The organism is Actinomadura roseirufa (assembly GCF_900659635.1).
GTDB lineage: Bacteria > Actinomycetota > Actinomycetes > Streptosporangiales > Streptosporangiaceae > Spirillospora > Spirillospora roseirufa.
Window position 1 is genome coordinate 39,942 of sequence record NZ_CAACVB010000024.1, and the last position, 18,572, is coordinate 58,513.

Here is an 18,572-nt window from a genome sequence, read left to right on the forward strand (position 1 = left end):
CCGGGCCGGTCAGAAGATCGCGGTCACGGTCCGCCCGGACGGCCCGCCGCTCCACTCCCAGCCGGTCGCCACCGCGGCGACCGCCAGCAGCCCGCGCCCCGACTCGGCGAGCGCGAACGCCTCCTCCGGCGTCCCGTCCGCCGGGATCGCGGCGGCGCCCCCGTGCCCGCGGCGGAGGGAACCGCCCGGCCGGGGGTCCTTTGGGCCGCCCTGGTCGGTGACGCTCAGCGCCAGCCGGCCGCGCCAGCGGCGCAGCTCCACCACGAACAGGCCGCCCGGCAGGCCCGAGCGCGTGTGCTGGATCGCGTTGGCGGTCATCTCCGCGGCCGCGAGGACGACGTCGTCGGCGCCGGGGAACCCCGCGGCGAGGAAGGCGACGAACTCGCGGACCGGCCGGGCCTGGGCGGGACGGCCGGCGAAGGCGCGCCGCCAGCACATCCCGCCCACCGGATGCTCGCGCCCGCTCATCCGCGGGCTCGCCGGGGCGCAGGTCTTCGGTGATGTGTCGAGCACGGTCATGACCGACCGTCCCTCTCCCGCCTTTCAGGCGTGTCGAGAGCACTGGGTGCCGTGACGGGGGGCGGCTGACACCCCCAGAATCCCCGCAACGCGGGCGGCCGCTCAACCCACTCCTCGTGAACTGTGTGGAACGCTCCGTTCACCAGAGGGTTCGGCGGTCCGGTAAAGGTTCCGGCGCAATCGCCGCACGCCGATAACCTTGACCCATGCCCGCTCCGCAAGCCGTACTCGCCGCCCGGGTCCAGGACGCGCTCACCGCCGCGTTCGGGCCGTCCTACGCCGGCGCCGACCCCGTCATCCGGCCCTCGCAGTTCGCCGACCTCCAGGCCAACGTGGCCCTGCCGCTGGCCAAGCGCCTCGGCCGCCCGCCGCGCGAGGTGGCGGACGCGATCGTCGCCCACCTGGACACCGCGGGCCTCATCGGCGACGTCCAGGTCAGCGGGCCGGGCTTCATCAACCTGACGCTGGACGACGGGTGGATCGCCGCGCAGGCGCAGCGGGCCCTGGAGGACGCGCGGCTCGGCGTCCCGAGGACCGAGCGGCCGCGGACCGTGGTCGTCGAGTACTCCTCGCCCAACGTCGCCAAGGAGATGCACGTCGGGCACCTGCGCACCACGATCGTCGGCGACGCCATCGCCCGGATCCTGGTGTTCCTCGGCCACGACGTGATCCGCGACAACCACGTGGGCGACTGGGGCACCCCGTTCGGGATGCTCATCGAGCACCTGCTCGACCTCGGCGAGGAGGCCGCCGCCCGCGACGACGCCTCCGTCAGCGACCTGACCGCGTTCTACCAGGCCGCGCGGGCCAAGTTCGACGGCGACGAGGGCTTCGCCGACCGGTCGCGGCGGCGGGTCGTGGCGCTGCAGGCCGGCGACGCCGAGACACTGCGGCTGTGGCGGGTCCTCGTCGAGGTGTCCAAGCGCTACTTCAACTCGGTGTACGGGCGGCTCGGCGTCACGCTGACCGACGACGACATCCGGGGCGAGAGCTTCTACAACGACCTGCTGGCGCCGACCGTCCAGGAGCTGGAGGACAAGGGCATCGCGGTCGTCAGCGACGGGGCGCTGTGCGCGTTCCCGCCCGGCTTCACCGGCCGCGAGGGCGACCCGCTGCCGGTGATCATCCGCAAGAGCGACGGCGGCTACAACTACTCCACCACCGACCTGGCCACCATCCGGTACCGGGTCGACACCGACCACGTCGACCGGATGATCTACGTGGTGGGCGCGCCGCAGGCGCTGCACTTCCAGATGGTCTTCGCCGTCGCCCGGATGGCCGGCTGGCTCGGCGAGGAGGTCGAGGCCGAGCATGCCCAGATCGGCAACGTCCTCGGTACCGACGGCAAGATCCTGCGCACCCGGGCGGGCGGCACCGTCAAGCTCTCCGAGCTGATCGACGAGGCCGTCGAGCGGGCCGGCGCGGCGTTCGACGAGATCAAGCACGACGAGCCGTTCGACGCGGCCTCCCGCGCCGCGATCGTCGAGGCCGTCGGCGTCGGCGCGGTGAAGTACGCCGACCTGTCGGTGGCCCTCGGCAGCGAGTACGTCTTCGACGTCGACCGGATGACCTCGTTCCACGGCAAGACCGGCCCGTACCTGCAGTACGCCGCGGCGCGGATCCGGTCGATCTTCCGCAAGGGCGGGCTCGCGCCGGACGAGACGACCGGGCCGATCACGCTCACCGACCCCGCCGAGCGCGCCCTGGCGCTGCGGCTGCTGGACTTCGGGCCCGTCCTGGAGCAGGTCGGCGAGAGCGCCGAGCCGCACCGGCTCGCCGGCTACGTCTACGCGGTCGCCGACGCCTACACGACGTTCTACGAGAACTGCCCCGTGCTGAAGGCCCCGGACGCCGCGACCCGGGCGTCCCGGCTCGCGCTGTGCGCGGTGACGCTGCGCACCCTGGTCACCGGCCTCGACCTGCTCGGCGTCCCCACGCCCGAACGCATGTAGCGGCGCCCGCCGGCGGCCGGACACGGCGCGGCGGGCGGAACCGTCGGACGGGAGGGCGGCGCCGGGCGCTCAGAAGGGTGCTCAGCCGGGCGCTCAGACGGGGCGGTGCTGCGGCGGCCGGGTCGCCGCGCCGCCCGCCCGGCCGGTCACGCCGGGCGCGCCGCGCTCGCGGGCGACCTGCTCGCGGACCGCCGGGACGATCTCCAGCGCGAACGGCGCCAGCTGGTCGGGATGGCCGCCGAACAGGAACGTGTCGACGCGATGGCCCACGGCCAGCTCCGTCAGCTCGTAGATCCACTGCCGGGGCGGGCCGTGCAGGAACCCCTGGGACCCGCCGGTGTCGATGACGCCCTCCAGCACGTACACGCGCCGGATCTCGGCCGGGTCGCGCCCGGCCGCGGCGCAGGCGTCGTCGATCCGGCGCTGCCCGTCCGCCAGCCGCTTGGGCGGGACGAGCGAGGACGGCGCGATCCACCCGTCGGCGACACGGCCGGCCAGGTCCAGGCCCCACGGCCCCGTCACGCCGAGCCAGATCGCGATCTGGCCGGCCGGCGCCGGGCCGGCCTGCGCGGCGGCGAACCGGTAGTGCTCCCCCTGGAAGCGCAGACCGTGCTGGTCGCTCCAGTGCAGCCGGATGACCTGCACCGCCTCCTCCAGCGCGCGGCGCGCCCGCGCCGCGTCGAGCCGCGCACCGCCGTAGGCCTCCACACCGTCCCAGAACGACCCGGCGCCGAGGCCGAGCGCGACCCGGCCGCCGCTGTCGCGGTCCATGGTGGCGACGGCCTTGGCCAGCAGGGCGGGCGGCCGCAGCGGCAGGCACGCCACCGCCGGCAGCACCCGGATCCGGGACGTGGCCGCCAGCATCGTCGCCATCAGCGTCGGCGTGTCGGCGGTGCCGCGGTGGAACGGATGGTCGCGCAGGCCGAGCAGGTCGAGCCCGTACCGGTCCGCGTCCTGCGCGATGCGGACCAGCGGGGCGGACGCGTCCGGCATCAGGGACAGCCCGAACCGCAGCGGCCCGGACCGGCCGGCGGCCGTCACTGCAGGTAGCCTTCGACCTCGTCCGGCGGCCGGACCGCCGTGTCGTCGCTCCCCTCGCCCTCCGCGAGACCCGCCTCCAGCCGGGCCCTGCGGCGGCGGAGCAGGTCCCAGCACTGGTCAAGCGCGACCTCAAGCCGCTCCAGCCGCCGGTGCTCCTCGTCCCGTCCGAGCTCGCCCCGCTGGTACCGCTCGCGGAGCCGCTGCTCCTCGCCGACGTAATCGTCGATGCGCGCCAGGATCTCCTTCTCGTCCATCGGCTCCCCCCGTCCGTGGCCGGTCTCCGGCGGAGCCCCCTCCCGCGGGCGGGCAGGGGCCCGGTGCCGGGCGCCGGTGCTCAGCGGCCCCGGTCGGAGCCGCTCGTCAGGCCGCTCAGGAACCCGCCGTCGCTGCTCGTCGAGTGCTGGAGCCCGCTGTCGGTCTTCGGCTCGACCATCGGCGCCGGTGCGGCGGGCGAGGTCGCCGAGCGGCGGGCCGGAGCCGAGGACCGGGCGCGGGTCGCGGCCGCCTTCGGCTTGGCCGCGCCCGTCCGGGCACTGGCGGTGGACTTGCGCGCCGTGCCCGACCGGGCCGCCGACGACCGTGCCGTGCCCGCCTTGGCCGTGCCGCTCCGCGCGGTGGACCCGCGCGCGGCGGACGCCTTCGGTTTGGCCGCCGGCGTCTTGCGCGCGGTGCTCGCCGACCGCGTCCCGGACGCGGTCCTGCGCGCCGTGGTGCTCTTGGCCGCGCCGGTCCGCGCCGAGGCCGCCGACCTGGTGCGGCTCGCCGCCGACGTCGACGTCCTGCGGGTCGTGCCGGACTTGGCTGCGGTGCTCCGCGTCCCCGTGGTCTTGCGCGCCGTCGTGCCGCGCGCCGTCGTCGCGCGCGTCCCGGTGCGGGCCGTACCGGTCCGCGCCGTCGAGGACTTCGCGGCCTTGGCCGTGGTCGTGATGACCTTCGCGGCGGCGTCCATCGCCTTGGCGGCGTCGGTCATCGCCTTGGTCGCGGTCGTCATCGCCTTGGTCATCGCCGTCATGGCCTTGGCCGAGGTGGACGCCTTGGTCGCCACCGACTTCATCTGCGTCGCGGCGGCCTTGGCCTGGCTCGCGGCCTTGGTGACGCGGGTCGCCGCCGTCGTCGACGTCCGGCTGGACGCGGCGCTCGTCCGCGCCGAGCCCGCCGCCGGCCTGCGCGCCGCGGTGGTGCTCTTGCGCGCGGTGGTGGTCCGGGTCCCGGTGCGGCTCGACGACGCGCGCGCGGACGTGCTCCGCGACGAGGCCGACCGCGCGGACGACGTCCGCTTGGCGGCGGGTTTCTTGGCGGCCGTGGACTTCTTCGCTGCTGTGCTCTTCGTACGACTGGCCGTGCCTCGGCTCGACGCCGTACGCGATGCGGTCTTGATAGGCACTGATCTCCCCCCAGTGATGATCAGCTTTACGGGGAGATCTATTCCACGTTTGGTGACGCTCTACACACGGTAAGCGGTCACGGCGTTCAGACGCCCACCGGATGCCACACCGTCTTGGTCTCCAGGAACGCCGTCATCCGCCCCGTGCCGGGGGTCCGCGCCCAGTCCTGCGCGCCGGGCCGCAGGACGCGCTTGAGGTTGCCCGCGGCGGCCTCCTCCAGCGCCGCGACGTCCTCGGCGGCGGCCCCGGCGAGGTCGAGCGCGTTGACGTCCATGTGGGAGGCCAGCCAGGGCGCGAGCTCGGCGCGCGACCCGGTGAGAATGTTGACGACGCCGCCCGGAAGGTCGGAGGTGGCCAGGACCTCGGCGAGGGTGATGGCGGGCAGCGGCGCCCGCTCGGCCGCCACGACGACGGCGGTGTTGCCGGACACGATCGCGGGCGCCACCACCGAGACCAGGCCGAGCAGCGGGTCGTCGGGGGCGATGACGCCGACCGTCCCGGTGGGCTCGGGCGTGGAGAAGTTGAAGAACGGCCCCGCGACGGGGTTCGCGGACCCGGCGACCGCGGCGAGCTTGTCGGCCCATCCGGCGTACCAGACCCACCGGTCGACGGCGCCGTCCACGGCGGTGCCCGCGGCGGCCTTGCCGAGACCGAGGTCGCGCAGCTCGCCGACGAACTGGTCGCGGCGGCCTTCGAGCATCTCGGCGACACGGTAGAGGATCTGGCCGCGGTTGTAGGCGGTCCGCGCGGACCAGCCGGGGAACGCCTTGCGGGCCGCCGTGACGGCGTCGCGGACGTCCTTGCGCGACGCGCGGGACGCGTTGGCCAGGAAGCCGCCCTTGGCGTCGTCGACCACGTAGGACCTGCCAGACTCCGAGCGGGGGAACGCTCCGCCGATGAACAGCTTGTAGGTCTTGCGGACGGTCAGCCGGGTCGCGTCAGGCATCGAGGTAGCCCTCCAGTCCGTGGCGTCCGCCCTCCCGGCCGAACCCCGATTCCTTGTAGCCGCCGAAGGGGGAGGCCGGATCGAACTTGTTGAAGGTGTTGGCCCACACCACCCCGGCCCGGAGCCGCTGCGCCGTCCAGAGGATCTGCGAGCCCTTCTCCGTCCAGATCCCGGCGGACAGGCCGTAGGGGGTGTTGTTGGCCTTGGCGACGGCCTCCTCGGGGGTCCGGAACGTCAGCACCGACAGGACCGGCCCGAAGATCTCCTCCTGGGCGATGCGGTGCGACTGCGCGACGCCGGTGAACAGCGTCGGCGCGAACCAGAAGCCCCGGCCGGGCAGCTCGCACGGCGGCGACCAGCGCTCGGCGCCCTCGTCCTCCCCCGCCCGCGCCAGCTCGCCGATCCTGGCGAGCTGCGCGGCGGAGTTGATCGCGCCGATGTCGGTGTTCTTGTCCAGCGGGTCGCCCACCCGGAGCGTGCCCATCCGCGTCTTCAGCCGCTCCACCAGCTCCTCGGCGACCGGTTCCTGGACGAGCAGCCGCGACCCGGCGCAGCACACGTGCCCCTGGTTGAAGAAGATGCCGTTGACGATGCCCTCGACGGCCTGGTCCAGGGCCGCGTCGGCGTACACGATGTTGGCGGCCTTGCCGCCGAGCTCCAGCGTCAGCCGCTTGCGGGTGCCCGCGACGCTCCGCGCGATGCCCCGGCCGACGGCGGTGGAGCCGGTGAAGGCGACCTTGTCGACGCCGTCGTGCTCGACCAGCGCCCGGCCGGTCTCGCCCGCGCCGGTGACGATGTTGACGACGCCGGGCGGCAGGTCGGCCTGCCGGCAGATGTCGGCGAACAGCAGCGCGGTCAGCGGCGTCGTCTCGGCCGGCTTCAGCACCACCGTGTTGCCGCAGGCGAGCGCCGGCGCGATCTTCCAGGCCAGCATCAGCAGCGGGAAGTTCCACGGGATCACCTGGCCCGCCACGCCGAGCGGCCGCGGGTCCGGCCCGAACCCGGCGTGCTCCAGCTTGTCCGCCCACCCGGCGTGGTAGAAGAAGTGCGCCGCGACGAGCGGCACGTCCACGTCCCGCGACTCCCGGATCGGCTTGCCGTTGTCGATCGACTCCAGCACCGCCAGCTCGCGGGCGCGCTCCTGGATCAGCCGCGCGATCCGGTACAGGTACTTGGCGCGCTCGGCGCCCGGCATCGGCCCCCACACCTTCTCGAACGCGGTGCGGGCGGCGCGGACCGCCCGGTCGACGTCGGCGGCGTCCGCGCGGGCGATCTCGGCCAGCGCGGTCTCGTCGGCGGGGTTGACGGTCTTGAACGGCTCGCCGTGCCCGTCGACGAACTCGCCCCCGACGAACAGCCCGTAGGACGGCCGGATGTCGACGATCGAGGCGGACTCGGGCGCGGGCGCGTACTCGAAAACCATGATCAGTCCACCGTGAAGTAGTCGGGCCCGGAGTACACGCCGGTGGTGAGCTTGCGGCGCTGCATCAGCAGGTCGTTCAGCACGCTGGAGGCGCCCAGCCGGAACCGGGCGGGCGAGAGCCAGTCGGGGCCGGCGGTCTCGTTCACCAGCACGAGGTACCGGATGGCGTCCTTGGTGGTCTTGATCCCCCCGGCGGGCTTCACCCCGACCTGGCGGCCGGTCGCGGCGCGGTAGTCGCGCACGGCCTCCAGCATCACCAGCGTCACCGGGAGCGTCGCGGCCACCGGGATCTTCCCCGTGGAGGTCTTGATGAAGTCCGCTCCCGCGCGCATCGCCAGCCACGAGGCGCGGCGCACGTTGTCGAGGGTGGCGAGCTCGCCGGTCTCCAGGATCACCTTGAGGTGCGCGGGGCCGCAGGCGTCCCGGACGGCGGCGATGTCCTCGAACACCTTCAGGTAGTCGCCGGCCAGGAACGCGCCCCGGTCGATCACCATGTCGATCTCCGTGGCGCCCGCCGCGACGGCGGCGCGGGTGTCGGCCAGCCGGGCCTCCAGCGGCGCCCGCCCGGACGGGAACGCGGTGGCGACGCTCGCGACGGCGACGCCCGTCCCGGCCAGCGCCCGGACGGCGACGCCCGCGAGGTCGGGGTACACGCACACCGCCGCCACCCGCGGCACCGAGGCGTCCGACGGGTCGGGCCGGGCGGCCTTGGCGCACAGCGCCCGCACCTTCCCGGCCGTGTCGGCGCCCTCCAGGGTGGTCAGGTCCACCATGGAGATCGCCAGATCGATGGCCTCGGCCTTCGCCGCCGCCTTCACCGAGCGGCCGGCCAGCCGGTCCGCCCGCTCCGCGGCGCCGACCCGGTCGACGCCCGGAAGCCCGTGCAGGAACGCGCGCAGCTCGGCGGCGCTGGTGTGAGTCTCCGTTGACACGCCCCCAGCATCACGCAAGTCCCCCATCGGCACAAACGGAACCTCACGGCCGGACGGCGCGATGGCGCCGGGCTCAGGACGTGCCGCGGCCGTCCGGTCCGCCGAGGTCGCGCAGGCCCTCCAGGAGCACCGCGTACAGGCGCGGGTCGCGCAGGTCGGGGCCGTCGAGCCGCCTGACCAGGCCCTTGTCGGCCAGGTCCCCGAGCAGGGCGCGGACGTCCCCGAGGGGCAGCTCGCGGGGACCGTCCACCTCCGCGGCGAACAGGGCGTCCTCGCCGGTGAGCGGCGCGGACGCGGGCCGCTCCCGGCCGAACCGCGCGGCGATCTCGGCGACGGTCCGCGGCTCCTGGCACCAGCGCAGCACGTCCAGGTGCTCGGCCTCCAGGCCGAACGCGCGCGGCCGGACGGTGCGCGCGCCGTCGACGATCGTCACGTACTCCTTGATCTCGGCGCGCGCCGCCGTCCAGGGCGCGGTGGCGACCACCATGTCCGCCAGGTCGAAGCGGTGCCCGGCCGGCTCCGGGCCGGGCCGCCGGGTCATGTAGGGACGCAGGATCGAGCCGCCCGGCCCGCCCCGGTGGTCTCCGGGGCGGGACTCGGGCCCTCGGTCGCTCGGCACCGGAGGGCCCGCCGGCTACCGGTCGGTGCCGCCGGACGGCGGCGCGTCCCCGGGCTCGTCGGACGGGGCGGCGGGGGCGGGCGGGTCCTCCTGCGCGATGGCGTCCAGCCGCGCCCGCTGGGTGCCCGCCTGGTAGGAGCCCATGATCCGCTTGACCTCCTCCGGCGAGCGCCCCTCGCTCGGCTCGGGGTCCTGCTCGATCACCGGCTCGCTGGTGCGCAGGGCCTCCACGAGGCTCTCCTGCGGCTTGCGGATGGGCAGCCCGCCGGGCGTCTCGGCGGGCTCGGCGGCCGGCTCGGGCGCGATCTCCCCGGCCGGCTCGTCCCCCCGGCCGGACTGGGCGGTGACCGGCATCGGGACGGGCGAGGTGCCCGAGACCCGCGCGGGCTCGGGCACGGAGGTGGGCACCGAGGTCAGCGTCCGCGCGGCGGGGCGGTCCCGGTGCAGCAGCGCCAGGTTGCCCGCCGGCGCCGGGACCCCGGCCTCGGCGGACGCGGCGACCGGCGCCGGCGTCCCGCCCGTGCCGGTCGAGCTCTGCCGGGTGACGTCGCGGGGCTCGGAGCCCGGGTCGACGAACAGCTTGGCGGGGATCAGCACGACGGCGGTGACCCCTCCCCACGCGCTGCGCCGCAGCGTGACCGTCAGGTCGTGCTTGCGGGCGCGGGTGGCGACCACGAAGTGGCCGAGCTGCGGGGCGTCGTCGAAGGCCGAGTCCAGGAACTCCGGCGGCGCGGCGAGGAAGGCGTTGATCCGGTCCAGTTCCGCGTCCTCGATGCCGAGGCCGCGGTCGTCGATGGTGACCGCGATCCCGCTGGCGGTGACCTGGCTCTCGACGTCCACGCTGTGCGGCGAGTAGGTGACCGCGTTGTCGATCAGCTCGGCGAGCAGGCTGACCACGTCCTCGACCGCGTACCCGACCAGGTGGTCGTTGCCCACGTGGCTGATCCGGACCCGCTGGTAGCTCTCGACCTGGCCGATCGCGGCGCGCACCACGTCGATCATGGGCATCGGGCGGCGGGCGCCGTGCGTGGTCAGGCCGCCCGCCAGCAGCACCAGGTTGTTGACGTAGCGCTGCCCCTGGACGGTCAGCTGGTCCAGCGTGAACAGTTCCTTCAGCTGGGCGAGGTCGAGGTCCTCGCGCTTCTCCATCGTGTCGATCAGCTTGATCTGGCGGCCCAGCAGCACCCGGTTGCGCTGGCCGAGGTGCAGCAGGATGCGGCGGGTCGCCTCGCGCTGGGCGGCCTGCCCCGCCGCGGCGGTGACCGCCGCGTGCTGGACGGCGTTGAACGCCCGGCCCACCTGGCCGATCTCGTCGGTGCCGAACTCCAGCGGCGGCGCCTCCACCGCGAGGTCCACCGAGTCACCGGCGGTGAGGCGGTCCATGACCAGCGGAAGCCGCTGCTCGGCCAGGTTCTGGGCCGCGTCGCGCAGCCGGTTGAGCTGCTGCAGGAGCTGGCGGGCGCTGGTGATGGCGAGCGCGACCGACGCGCTCACCGCGATCGCGCCGAGCAGGGCCGCGCCGAGCCACTTGAGCAGCAGGATGTAGCCGAGCGGCTTCGCGCGCTCCAGCACCTCGTCACCACCGAGGTCGATCATGTGGTCGAGCTGCGACATCAGCGGCTGGGTCGTGGCCTGCCACTGCGGCGCGGTCAGCGTGGGCCGGCCCTGCGGGCGGGGCTGCAGCGCCCGCTTCTCCGCCGCCTGGAGGGCGGCGTAGTCCGTCCCTCGCTGGAGGGCCTCCACGCGGCCGCGGTCGGAGTCGGGAAGCTGGGGGACGGTCTCCTTCTCCGCGGCGTTCCGCAAGGCGACCGACTGCGCGAACCTGGTCAGGTCCCCCGGGCCGAAACGTCCCTCGGCGAGCACGCCGGACAGTTCGGCGTCCTCGCGGGCCAGCATCTCCCGGGAGCGGGTCAGCGCGATGAGCGAGCGGGCGTCGGCGGCGATGCCGGCGTCGTCCACCTCGGCGGTCGCGGTGGTGATCAGGAAGGCCGCGTCGATCGTGTCGTTGTAGGAGCCCGCGGCGGCGTCGCGGGCGATCGTCCCGGCGTCGATCGACGCGCGCACCGAGGCGAGCCCCTCCAGCTGCCGGGTGGTGGCGCGGACGTATCGCTTGATCTTGTCGCCGGGCGCCTTGTGCGCCGACCGCCGCCACTGCGCGACGGTCCGGTCGGTGCGCGCCCGCTGCTCGCGCAGGCTCGTGCCGTCGGCGCCGTGCCGCCTGCCGCCGAGGTACACCAGGGAGATGCGCCGCTCGTCCTGCAGCTGGTTGATCAGGGTCTTGGTGGGACGGCCCGCGGTGGAGTCGCGCTTGCCGGTCTGCAGCAGGGTGTAGCCCTCTTGCGTGGTGACCCACGCCGCGAAGACCCAGAGCGCCACCAGTGAGCCCAGCATGAACACGATCCGCGAGCGCAGTCGGATGTTACGGGGACGATCCCGGCGGGCGGGCGATCTGCGCAGACGCATCGACGAGTCCTCAGACGATCTTCGGGGGGTTGCGAAGCCGCGGGCATCCGGGTCCGGCGCCACTCTCCGGCCGTCGGATGGCCCGTCAGGCCACTGTTCGCACCCGAAGACCCTAGCAACGAGCTTTTCGCGAATTCACCGAATCCCCCGCTTGGTCTCGGACATGGCCGCGCGGATCACGGCGGCGGGGTGCGGACCAGGCATCGGGGACGCGCAGATGTGAGCCAGATCTCCGCCGCCGCGATGCCCGCCGTTCAGCTTCCGGCACATCGGACGTCACCAGATTTTCCCCATCATCCCCAAGGAGTCGGACAAAAGGCAGAAAAGGGATATATACCCCGGCATTCCGGCGGCGGCCGAGCCCGGCGTCAGCGCTCGCCCCAGTAGTCCTCTCCACGGACACCATAGAAGTCCATGCTGAACGCCAGTTGCTGGCGCAGGTAGGCCGCGCCTCGCGGGCAGCCCGCCTCCAGCGGGCGCAGGAGCCGTTCGACCTCCCCCGCCAGTTCCCGGACGCGCGCGCGGACCGCCGTTTCGGAGACGCCGAGCGTCAGCGCGTTCAGATCCCCCCAGTCGGCCTCCCGGCCGCGGGACACGAGGTCGTTGAGCAGCCGCAACGTCGCCTGGACGACCCGGCTCGCGGCCCGCAGCCCATCGAGGTTCTCCAGCACGCGCGGATCGCCGCAGGAGATCCAATGGCAGACGTTCACCCACGCCGATCCGAAATTGTCGGCGTTGGCGAGGTACTCCTCAAGGGTCGCGGGGACGCCCGGCTCCACCTCCGCGAATCTCCGCGCCGGAGCCTCTTCCCGTCCCTCGCCCGGAAGGCCGATGCCCAGGCATTGTTTCCAGGTCCATTCACGGGCCATCGCCTGGAGCATCCGCTGCAGTTCCTCGCGCCAGACGGGCCCGTATTCGGCGAACGCCGGAGCGTCCGCCAGATCCCCGCGCAGCTCCGCCAGCATGGCCGCCAGCTCGTCCTCCCCCGCCGAGGCGGCCGAGGGCCCGGACGAGGCTCCGGACGGGGAGGAGGGCGCGGCCGTCACGGCGGGAGCCCCGGCGGCGACGCGCAGGCACCGGTCCACGATCCCGCCGACCTCCGTGGCGCGGGTGGCCAGCGTGTCGATCCGGTAGTCCAGACCGAAGATCCACAGCGAGGCGCGGGCCGCCGGACGCAGTTCGGCCGCGGTGTACCCGAGGGCACCGAAGGCGATGGCCTCGGCGAGCCGTGACGCGACCGGACCCATCGGCCCGGCGGGGAACAGCGCGGGACGCGCCGCCGCGCACGCCCGCAGGTCGCGCTCGACCTCCCGTGCGACCTCCCGTACGACCTGCCGCGCGCCCGGCGCCGCCGCACCCCGCGCGAGAGCGTCCGCTCCCGCCGCGCGGGGCGCCCCACCGGCTTCCTCGACGTCCACGTCACTCCTCGGTCGGCGTGTTCCGAATCGATCGACGATCGGGGCATCAGGAACGCACATCGCCTAGACGGCCACACCATCCCGTACAGGATGCAAGCCATACAGGACCATCGCTCTTGGTATCAAACGCTACATATACGACCAAACCCAGACAAGATCGCCCACGGTGAGGCTTTCGGTCGGGACGGTAAGCGCTTCCGGCCCGGCGCGCCCCTGCGCGCTCGACCGCGCCGGGGTGGAGCGCGACCCAGCATCCCCTACGCGGCGGGCGATCCCGGCCGGATCGTTTGACAGTCTGTCTGTCTAGGAGTCTAAAATACTAGGAACCTAGATAAATCAGATAAGGGCCGGGGACAGCGCCCTGAGGGAGGCACGTTGATCGAGTTCCATCTCGACCCCCAGTCGGGGGTGTCGCCGTACATGCAGCTCGTCCGGCAGGTCCGGCACGCCCTGCGGCTGGACATGCTGCGCGAGGGAGACCAGCTCCCAACGGTCAAGGACGTCGTCGCACAGCTCGCGATCAACCCGAACACGGTGCTCAAGGCGTACCGGGAGCTGGAGCACGAGGGCCTGGTGGCGGCCCGTCCCGGCGTCGGGACGTTCGTGACCCGGACACTGGCCGACGCCTCGCTCGCCGCACTCGGGCCGCTCCGCCTGGACCTGCGGCGATGGCTGGCCAAGGCGCGCCGCGCCGGGCTGGACGAGGAGAGCATCGAGGCCCTCTTCCTGACCACCTTTCGGGCCGAGGCCGAGGAGGAAATAGCATGACCGCCGTCTTGCGGGCCCGGGGACTGGGCAAGCGGTACCGGAAGCACTGGGCGTTGTCGGACTGCACCCTGGACGTCCCGGCGGGACGGGTCGTCGGGCTGGTCGGCCCGAACGGTGCCGGGAAGACCACCCTGCTCAACCTCGCCAGCGGCCAGATGGCGCCGACGGCGGGCAGCATCGAGGTGCTCGGCGCACAGCCCGCCGAGAGCCCGGCCCAGCTCGCCCGGGTCGGCTACGTCGCCCAGGACACCCCCACCTACTCCGGCCTCACCGTGGCCGAGCACCTGAAGCTCGGCGCGCGCCTCAACCCGTCCTGGGACGACGCGCTCGCCCGGGACAGGATCGCGACCCTCGGCCTGGACCCGCGCCGCCGCGCCGGGCGGCTGTCGGGCGGGCAGCGCGCCCAGCTCGCGCTGACCGTGGGCATCGCCAAGCGGCCCGAGCTGCTGATCCTGGACGAGCCCGTCGCGGCCCTCGACCCGCTCGCCCGGCGCGAGTTCATGCAGGCCCTCATGGAGGCCGCCGTCGAGCAGCGGCTCAGCGTCGTGCTGTCCTCGCACCTGGTCTCCGACCTGGAGCGCACCTGCGACTACCTGATCGTGCTCGTGGACTCCCGCGTCCAGGTGGCCGGGGACGTCGACGAGCTGCTCGCCTCCCACCACCGGCTGACCGGGCCCCGGCGCGACCCGTCCCGGCTCCCCGCGGACCAGCACGTTCTGACCGAGAGCCACACCGACCGGCAGACCAGCCTGATCGTCCGCTCGGACGGGCCGCTGCACGACCCCTCGTGGACGGTCGGGCGGATCTCCCTGGAGGACCTCGTCCTCGCCTACATGAGCCGGTCCGGCGGCGCCGGCGCCCGTCCCGCCCTGGAGGCCCTGCGATGATCTGGCTCACCCTGCGGCAGTTCCGCGTCCAGGCCGCGATCATGGGCGGCGCCCTCGTCGCGCTCGCCGCGCTGCTGGCCCTCACCGGCCCGGGCATGGCCGACGACTACGACCGCGGCATCGCCGCCTGCGAGGCGGGCGGCGACTGCGCCGTGTTCACCCGCCAGTTCTTCGACGACCACCAGGCCCTTTACCAGACGCTCGTCGCCGCGCTGATGTGCCTCCCGGGCGCCATCGGCCTGTTCTGGGGCGCGCCCCTCATCACCCGCGAGCTGGAGACCGGCACGCACCGGCTCGTGTGGAACCAGACCATCACCCGCACCCGCTGGCTCGTGGTCAAGCTGGGCCTGGTCGGGCTCACCGCGACGGTCTCGGGCGCCCTGGCCGGGCTCATGCTGAGCTGGTGGGCCGGGCCCCTGGAGAAGGCGGGCGCCGAGCAGTTCCCCCGGATGACGCCGCTGATGTTCGATTCCCGTGGCATCGTCCCACTGGGCTACGCCATGTTCGGGTTCGTGCTCGGGGTCACCGCCGGGGTGCTGCTGCGCCGGACGCTGACCGCGATGGCCGTCACCCTCGCCGTCTTCGTCGCCGTCCAGCTCGCCGTACCGGCGTGGATCCGCCCGTACTACATCCCCGCGAAGGTGACCGTCACCAAGATGACGTCCGAGAACATCGAGGGCCTGATGTTCACCGACAGGCGCGAGGTGAAGGTACGGCTGAAGCAGGAGCCCGGCATATGGGAACTTTCCAGCCGGACCATCGACTCGTCCGGGCGCGCCGTGAGCTCGCTGCCGTCCTCGCTGGCCACGGGGGCCTGCGCGCCGCCGACCCGGGCGGGGAACGCGGCGAACGCGAAGGAACGCTGCTTCTCCGAGATCACCCGGCTCGGCTACCGGCAGAAGCTCACCTTCCAGCCCGCGGGACGGTTCTGGCCCTTCCAGTGGATCGAGACCGGACTCTTCCTGGTCCTGTCCGCCGCCCTGACCGCTTTCTGCTTCTACTGGACCCGCCGCCGGGTCTCCTAGGAACGCCCAGGGCCGGGGAGGGCACGCACCTGTGCGGCGTCGGCTATGGCCCCGCACGCCGCACAGGTCAGCGTCTGCCGGACGTCGCCGCCGCAATCGTGCTCGTAGTGATACGGGGGGCCGTCCGGTGCGGCCCAGCGGTCGCCCCAGCGTGTGAGGGCGACGACCACGGGCTGGAGGTCGCGCCCCTTCTCGGTGAGGACGTACTCGCGATCCGGACCCGGCTCCATGAGCCCGGCCTTCACGAACCCCTCCAGGCGGGTCGCGAGGATGTTCGGCGCGATGCCGAGGCGGCGCTGGAACTCGGAGAACCGCGTGCACCCGGAGTACAGGGCGTTGCGGACGATGAGCAGGCTCCAGCGCTCCCCGATCAGCTCCAGCGCGCGCGCCGCCGAGCAGTTCTCGTTCTCGTAGGTCTTCCCGAGCATCGACGCCTTCCCCCATCGCTCGCAGGACACGGATCCCCCCGGTTGCGTCACGATAGCCGCAGGCACGCGTCCTCCCCTCCCCACGGCTACCGGCCCGTAGGGTCCGGGAGATCTCCCCGGAGGAAATTCGCACGGGTTTGTCCGAGGTGTTTGGCATGCTGGTGACGTGAGCGCCCGCGCGATGAGTCCCCTCCTGGTCGGCAGGTCGGCCGAACTGGCCCGCCTGGCCGACGCCTTCGCCGCGGCTCCCGCGACCGTCCTGGTCGGCGGTGAGGCCGGGCTCGGCAAGACGCGCCTGGTCCGCGAGTTCACCACCGCGCTCGGCGGGCCCGGCGGCCCCGGCCCGGCGCCCCGGGTGCTCGTCGGCGGCTGCCTGGAGCTCGGCTCCGACGGCCTGCCGTTCGCCCCGTTCACCACCGTGCTGCGCGACCTCGTCCGTGATCTCGGCATCGGCGGCGTCGCCGGGCTCGTCCCGCGCGGCGACACCGGGGGCCTGGCCCGGCTGCTGCCCGAGTTCGGCGAGCCGGAGACCGACGAGGCGTCCGGCGAGGAGCGCGCCCGCCTGTTCGAGGTGGTGCTGACCGTGCTGGAGCGGCTGGCCGACGGCGGGCCCGTCGTCCTGGTCATCGAGGACGCCCACTGGGCCGACCGTTCCACCCGCGACCTCCTCGCGTTCCTGATCCGCAACATCGGCGCGGTCCCGGTGCTGATCGTGGTGACCTACCGGTCGGACGAGCTGCACCGCACGCATCCGCTGCGGCCGATGCTGGGCACGCTGGAACGCGCCGACCGCGTCCGCCGGATGGAGCTGACCCGGCTGTCGCGCGCCGACGTCGCCGCCCTGGTCACCGAGACGCTCGGGTACGCGCCCCCGCCCGGCCTCGTCGAGCGGGTCGCGGCCCGCAGCGAGGGCAACCCGCTGTTCGTCGAGGCGCTCCTCGACGACGACGGCACGCTGGCGTGCGAACTGCCCGAGTCGCTGCGCGACCTGCTGCTCGCCGGCGTCCAGCGGCTGCCCGACGAGACGCAGGAGGCGCTGCGCGACGCCAGCGGCGGCGGCACCCGCATCGAGCACGCGCTGCTGGCCGCCGTCTCCGGTCTCGGCGACGCCGCGCTGGCCCGCGTGCTGCGGCCCGCCGTCGCCGCGAACGTGCTGGTCGTGGACGGCGACGGCTACGCCTTCCGGCACGCCCTGATCCGCGAGGCGATCCACGACGACCTGCTGCCCGGCGAGTACACGCGACTGCACACCCGATACGCCGAGGCACTGGAGGACGACCCCTCCCTCGTCCCGTCCGGGCGGCTGTGGGTCGAGCTGAGCCACCACTGGCACGCCGCGCACGACGCGACGTGGGCGCTCGTCGCGTCCTGGCGCGCCGCCGCCGACGCCCGCAAGGCGCTGGCCCATGCCGAGTGCCTGTCCATGCTGTCGCGCGTCCTGGAACTTTGGGACCGCGTGCCCGACGCGGCCGAGCGCATCGGCGCCGACCTCATCGCGGTCCTGGAGGGCGCCGCGTCCGCCGCCGACCTCGCCGGCGAGTACGACCGGGGGATCAAGCTCGCCTCCGCCGGGATCCGCGAGATCGAGGCCGCCGGCGAGGACACCGCCGCGTCCCGGGCCCGGCTCGCGGCCATGCTGGAGCTGCGCGGGCGGATGTGCCACCAGGCCACGCGGCCCGGCTTCATGGAGGATCTGCGCGCCGCCGCGGAGGTGCTGCGGGACGCGCCGCCGAGCGCGCTGCTGTCGCGGGTGCTGGCCACCCTCGCCACCTACATCCGCCTCACCCGCGACATCGAGGTCGCCCGCGCGGCGGCGAGCGAGTCACTGGCGATCGCCCGCGAGCTGGCCGACCCGGTGACGGAGGCGGACGCGCTGATGGCGCTGTTCTGCGCCGACATCGACTACGACACCCACGCCGCGCGCCTCGCCGAGGTGGAGCGGACCGCGCAGCGCACCGGTCACCACCGCATCAGGCTCCGCTTCGCGGTCATCAAGTCGCACTTCCTGGAGGGCGCCGGGCGGCACGCGGAGGCCGCCGACGTCGCCCGGCGCGGCAAGGAGCTGGCCCGCGAGTTCGGCGTCACCCGCACGCACGGCGCGTTCCTGTGCATCAACGAGGCCGAGCCGCTGGTGTCGCTCGGCCGCTGGGACGAGGCGGACGCCGTCCTCGACCACGCCATGGACCTGGATCCCGCCGTGATGATCCGCACCTCGCTGTACATCCTGTCGGGCGAGATCGCGCTGGCCCGCGGCGACTTCGCGACCGCGAGCGAGCGGCTCGCCGGCGCCACCCAGGTCGTGGGCCTCAACGTGAAGTGGCTGAAGACGCAGGACTACTTCACCATGCTGCGGCTCCAGACCAGCCTGGCGGTCGCGCAGGGCCGCCCCCGCGAGGCGCTGGACGCGGCGCGCGGCGTGATCGAGCAGTCCGGGCTCCCGGACGACGCCCGCTACGCCTGGCCGGTGCTGGTCACCGCCGCGACGGCGTGCGCGGAGCTGGGCGAGGCCGCGGCGGACGACCTGCGCCGCTTCACCGAGCGCGCCGCCGAGCTCACGGTCCACGGCCCGCTGCAGCGGGCGCACCGGCTGACCTTCCGGGCCGAGGCCGACCGCGCCCGCGGCGTCCTCGACCTGGCCGCCTGGGACGAGGCGGCCGCCGCGTGGGAGTCGCTCGGCAACGGCTACCAGCGGGCCCACGCGCTGTCCCGCGCCGCGGAGGCCGCGCTCGCCGGCGGCGACCACGAGGCGGCGGCGGAGCGGCTGCG

General features: G+C 74.0%; 16 protein-coding genes. 6 read left to right on the plus strand and 10 right to left on the minus strand.

Annotation, left to right across the window (positions count from 1 at the left end):
- Nucleotides 1-9: 9 nt before the first annotated feature.
- Entirely contained in the window at nucleotides 10-519 is a 510-nt protein-coding gene (locus E1291_RS08105; RefSeq protein WP_242614016.1) for an ATP-binding protein, read from the minus strand.
- A 206-nt stretch (nucleotides 520-725) separates the two neighbouring features.
- On the opposite strand from E1291_RS08105, the gene argS reads away from it, so the two are divergent.
- The gene (gene argS / locus E1291_RS08110; protein WP_131737111.1) at nucleotides 726-2,471 is read left to right on the plus strand and encodes an arginine--tRNA ligase; all 1,746 of its coding nucleotides are present in this window, start codon (nucleotides 726-728) and stop codon (nucleotides 2,469-2,471) included.
- Nucleotides 2,472-2,564: 93 nt separating this feature from the next.
- On the opposite strand, the gene E1291_RS08115 is transcribed toward argS, so the two are convergent.
- Both E1291_RS08115 and E1291_RS08120 read right to left on the minus strand, forming a co-directional pair.
- Nucleotides 2,565-3,512: an LLM class flavin-dependent oxidoreductase gene (locus tag E1291_RS08115; protein ID WP_242614017.1), complete on the minus strand. Its 948-nt coding sequence runs from the start codon at nucleotides 3,510-3,512 to the stop codon at nucleotides 2,565-2,567.
- Entirely contained in the window at nucleotides 3,509-3,766 is a 258-nt protein-coding gene (locus E1291_RS08120; RefSeq protein WP_131737112.1) for a DUF2630 family protein, read from the minus strand. The genes E1291_RS08115 and E1291_RS08120 overlap by 4 nt, the downstream gene beginning before the upstream one ends.
- Before the next feature lie 63 nt (nucleotides 3,767-3,829).
- Between E1291_RS08120 and E1291_RS08125 the strand changes: the two genes are divergently transcribed.
- A complete protein-coding gene (locus tag E1291_RS08125; protein WP_131737113.1) occupies nucleotides 3,830-4,969 on the plus strand; it encodes a hypothetical protein in 1,140 nt (379 codons plus the stop codon).
- 13 nt (nucleotides 4,970-4,982) lie between these two features.
- Here the strand turns inward: E1291_RS08125 and E1291_RS08130 are convergent, their stop codons facing one another.
- From E1291_RS08130 to E1291_RS08155, 6 genes are all read right to left on the minus strand, one after another.
- Nucleotides 4,983-5,843, minus strand: coding sequence for an aldehyde dehydrogenase family protein (locus E1291_RS08130; protein WP_131737114.1), 861 nt, complete (start codon nucleotides 5,841-5,843; stop codon nucleotides 4,983-4,985).
- On the minus strand, nucleotides 5,836-7,266 hold the full coding sequence (locus E1291_RS08135) for an aldehyde dehydrogenase family protein (RefSeq protein WP_131737115.1): 1,431 nt from the start codon (nucleotides 7,264-7,266) through the stop codon (nucleotides 5,836-5,838). Before E1291_RS08135 ends, E1291_RS08130 begins: the two co-directional genes overlap by 8 nt.
- 2 nt (nucleotides 7,267-7,268) lie before the next feature.
- The gene (gene deoC, locus E1291_RS08140) at nucleotides 7,269-8,225 is read right to left on the minus strand and encodes a deoxyribose-phosphate aldolase (RefSeq protein WP_131737116.1); all 957 of its coding nucleotides are present in this window, start codon (nucleotides 8,223-8,225) and stop codon (nucleotides 7,269-7,271) included.
- A 46-nt stretch (nucleotides 8,226-8,271) separates the two neighbouring features.
- Complete coding sequence (locus E1291_RS08145) at nucleotides 8,272-8,817, minus strand: helix-turn-helix domain-containing protein (protein ID WP_131737117.1); 546 nt, start codon at nucleotides 8,815-8,817, stop codon at nucleotides 8,272-8,274.
- Nucleotides 8,818-8,832: 15 nt separating this feature from the next.
- The gene (locus E1291_RS08150; protein ID WP_131737118.1) at nucleotides 8,833-11,280 is read right to left on the minus strand and encodes a sensor histidine kinase; all 2,448 of its coding nucleotides are present in this window, start codon (nucleotides 11,278-11,280) and stop codon (nucleotides 8,833-8,835) included.
- Nucleotides 11,281-11,648: 368 nt separating this feature from the next.
- A complete protein-coding gene (locus E1291_RS08155; protein WP_131737119.1) occupies nucleotides 11,649-12,698 on the minus strand; it encodes a terpene synthase family protein in 1,050 nt (349 codons plus the stop codon).
- Nucleotides 12,699-13,073: 375 nt separating this feature from the next.
- Here E1291_RS08155 and E1291_RS08160 point away from each other — a divergent pair, with 375 nt between their 5' ends.
- Genes E1291_RS08160 through E1291_RS08170 form a run of 3 tightly spaced genes read left to right on the plus strand, consistent with a single transcriptional unit; the run spans nucleotide 13,074 to nucleotide 15,378 of the window.
- On the plus strand, nucleotides 13,074-13,466 hold the full coding sequence (locus tag E1291_RS08160) for a GntR family transcriptional regulator (protein ID WP_165495016.1): 393 nt from the start codon (nucleotides 13,074-13,076) through the stop codon (nucleotides 13,464-13,466).
- Complete coding sequence (locus E1291_RS08165) at nucleotides 13,463-14,353, plus strand: ABC transporter ATP-binding protein (protein WP_131737120.1); 891 nt, start codon at nucleotides 13,463-13,465, stop codon at nucleotides 14,351-14,353. The genes E1291_RS08160 and E1291_RS08165 overlap by 4 nt, the downstream gene beginning before the upstream one ends.
- Nucleotides 14,350-15,378, plus strand: a complete 1,029-nt coding sequence (locus tag E1291_RS08170; protein WP_131737121.1) for an ABC-2 membrane transporter-related protein — start codon at nucleotides 14,350-14,352, stop codon at nucleotides 15,376-15,378. The genes E1291_RS08165 and E1291_RS08170 overlap by 4 nt, the downstream gene beginning before the upstream one ends.
- Here E1291_RS08170 and E1291_RS08175 read toward each other — a convergent pair.
- A complete protein-coding gene (locus E1291_RS08175) occupies nucleotides 15,375-15,806 on the minus strand; it encodes a winged helix-turn-helix transcriptional regulator (RefSeq protein WP_131737122.1) in 432 nt (143 codons plus the stop codon). The two genes, E1291_RS08170 and E1291_RS08175, sit on opposite strands and share 4 nt — an antisense overlap.
- Nucleotides 15,807-15,972: 166 nt before the next feature.
- On the opposite strand from E1291_RS08175, the gene E1291_RS08180 reads away from it, so the two are divergent.
- Nucleotides 15,973-18,572, plus strand: a 2,600-nt coding sequence (locus tag E1291_RS08180; RefSeq protein ID WP_242614018.1) for an ATP-binding protein, incomplete at its 3' end; no start/stop codon positions are given.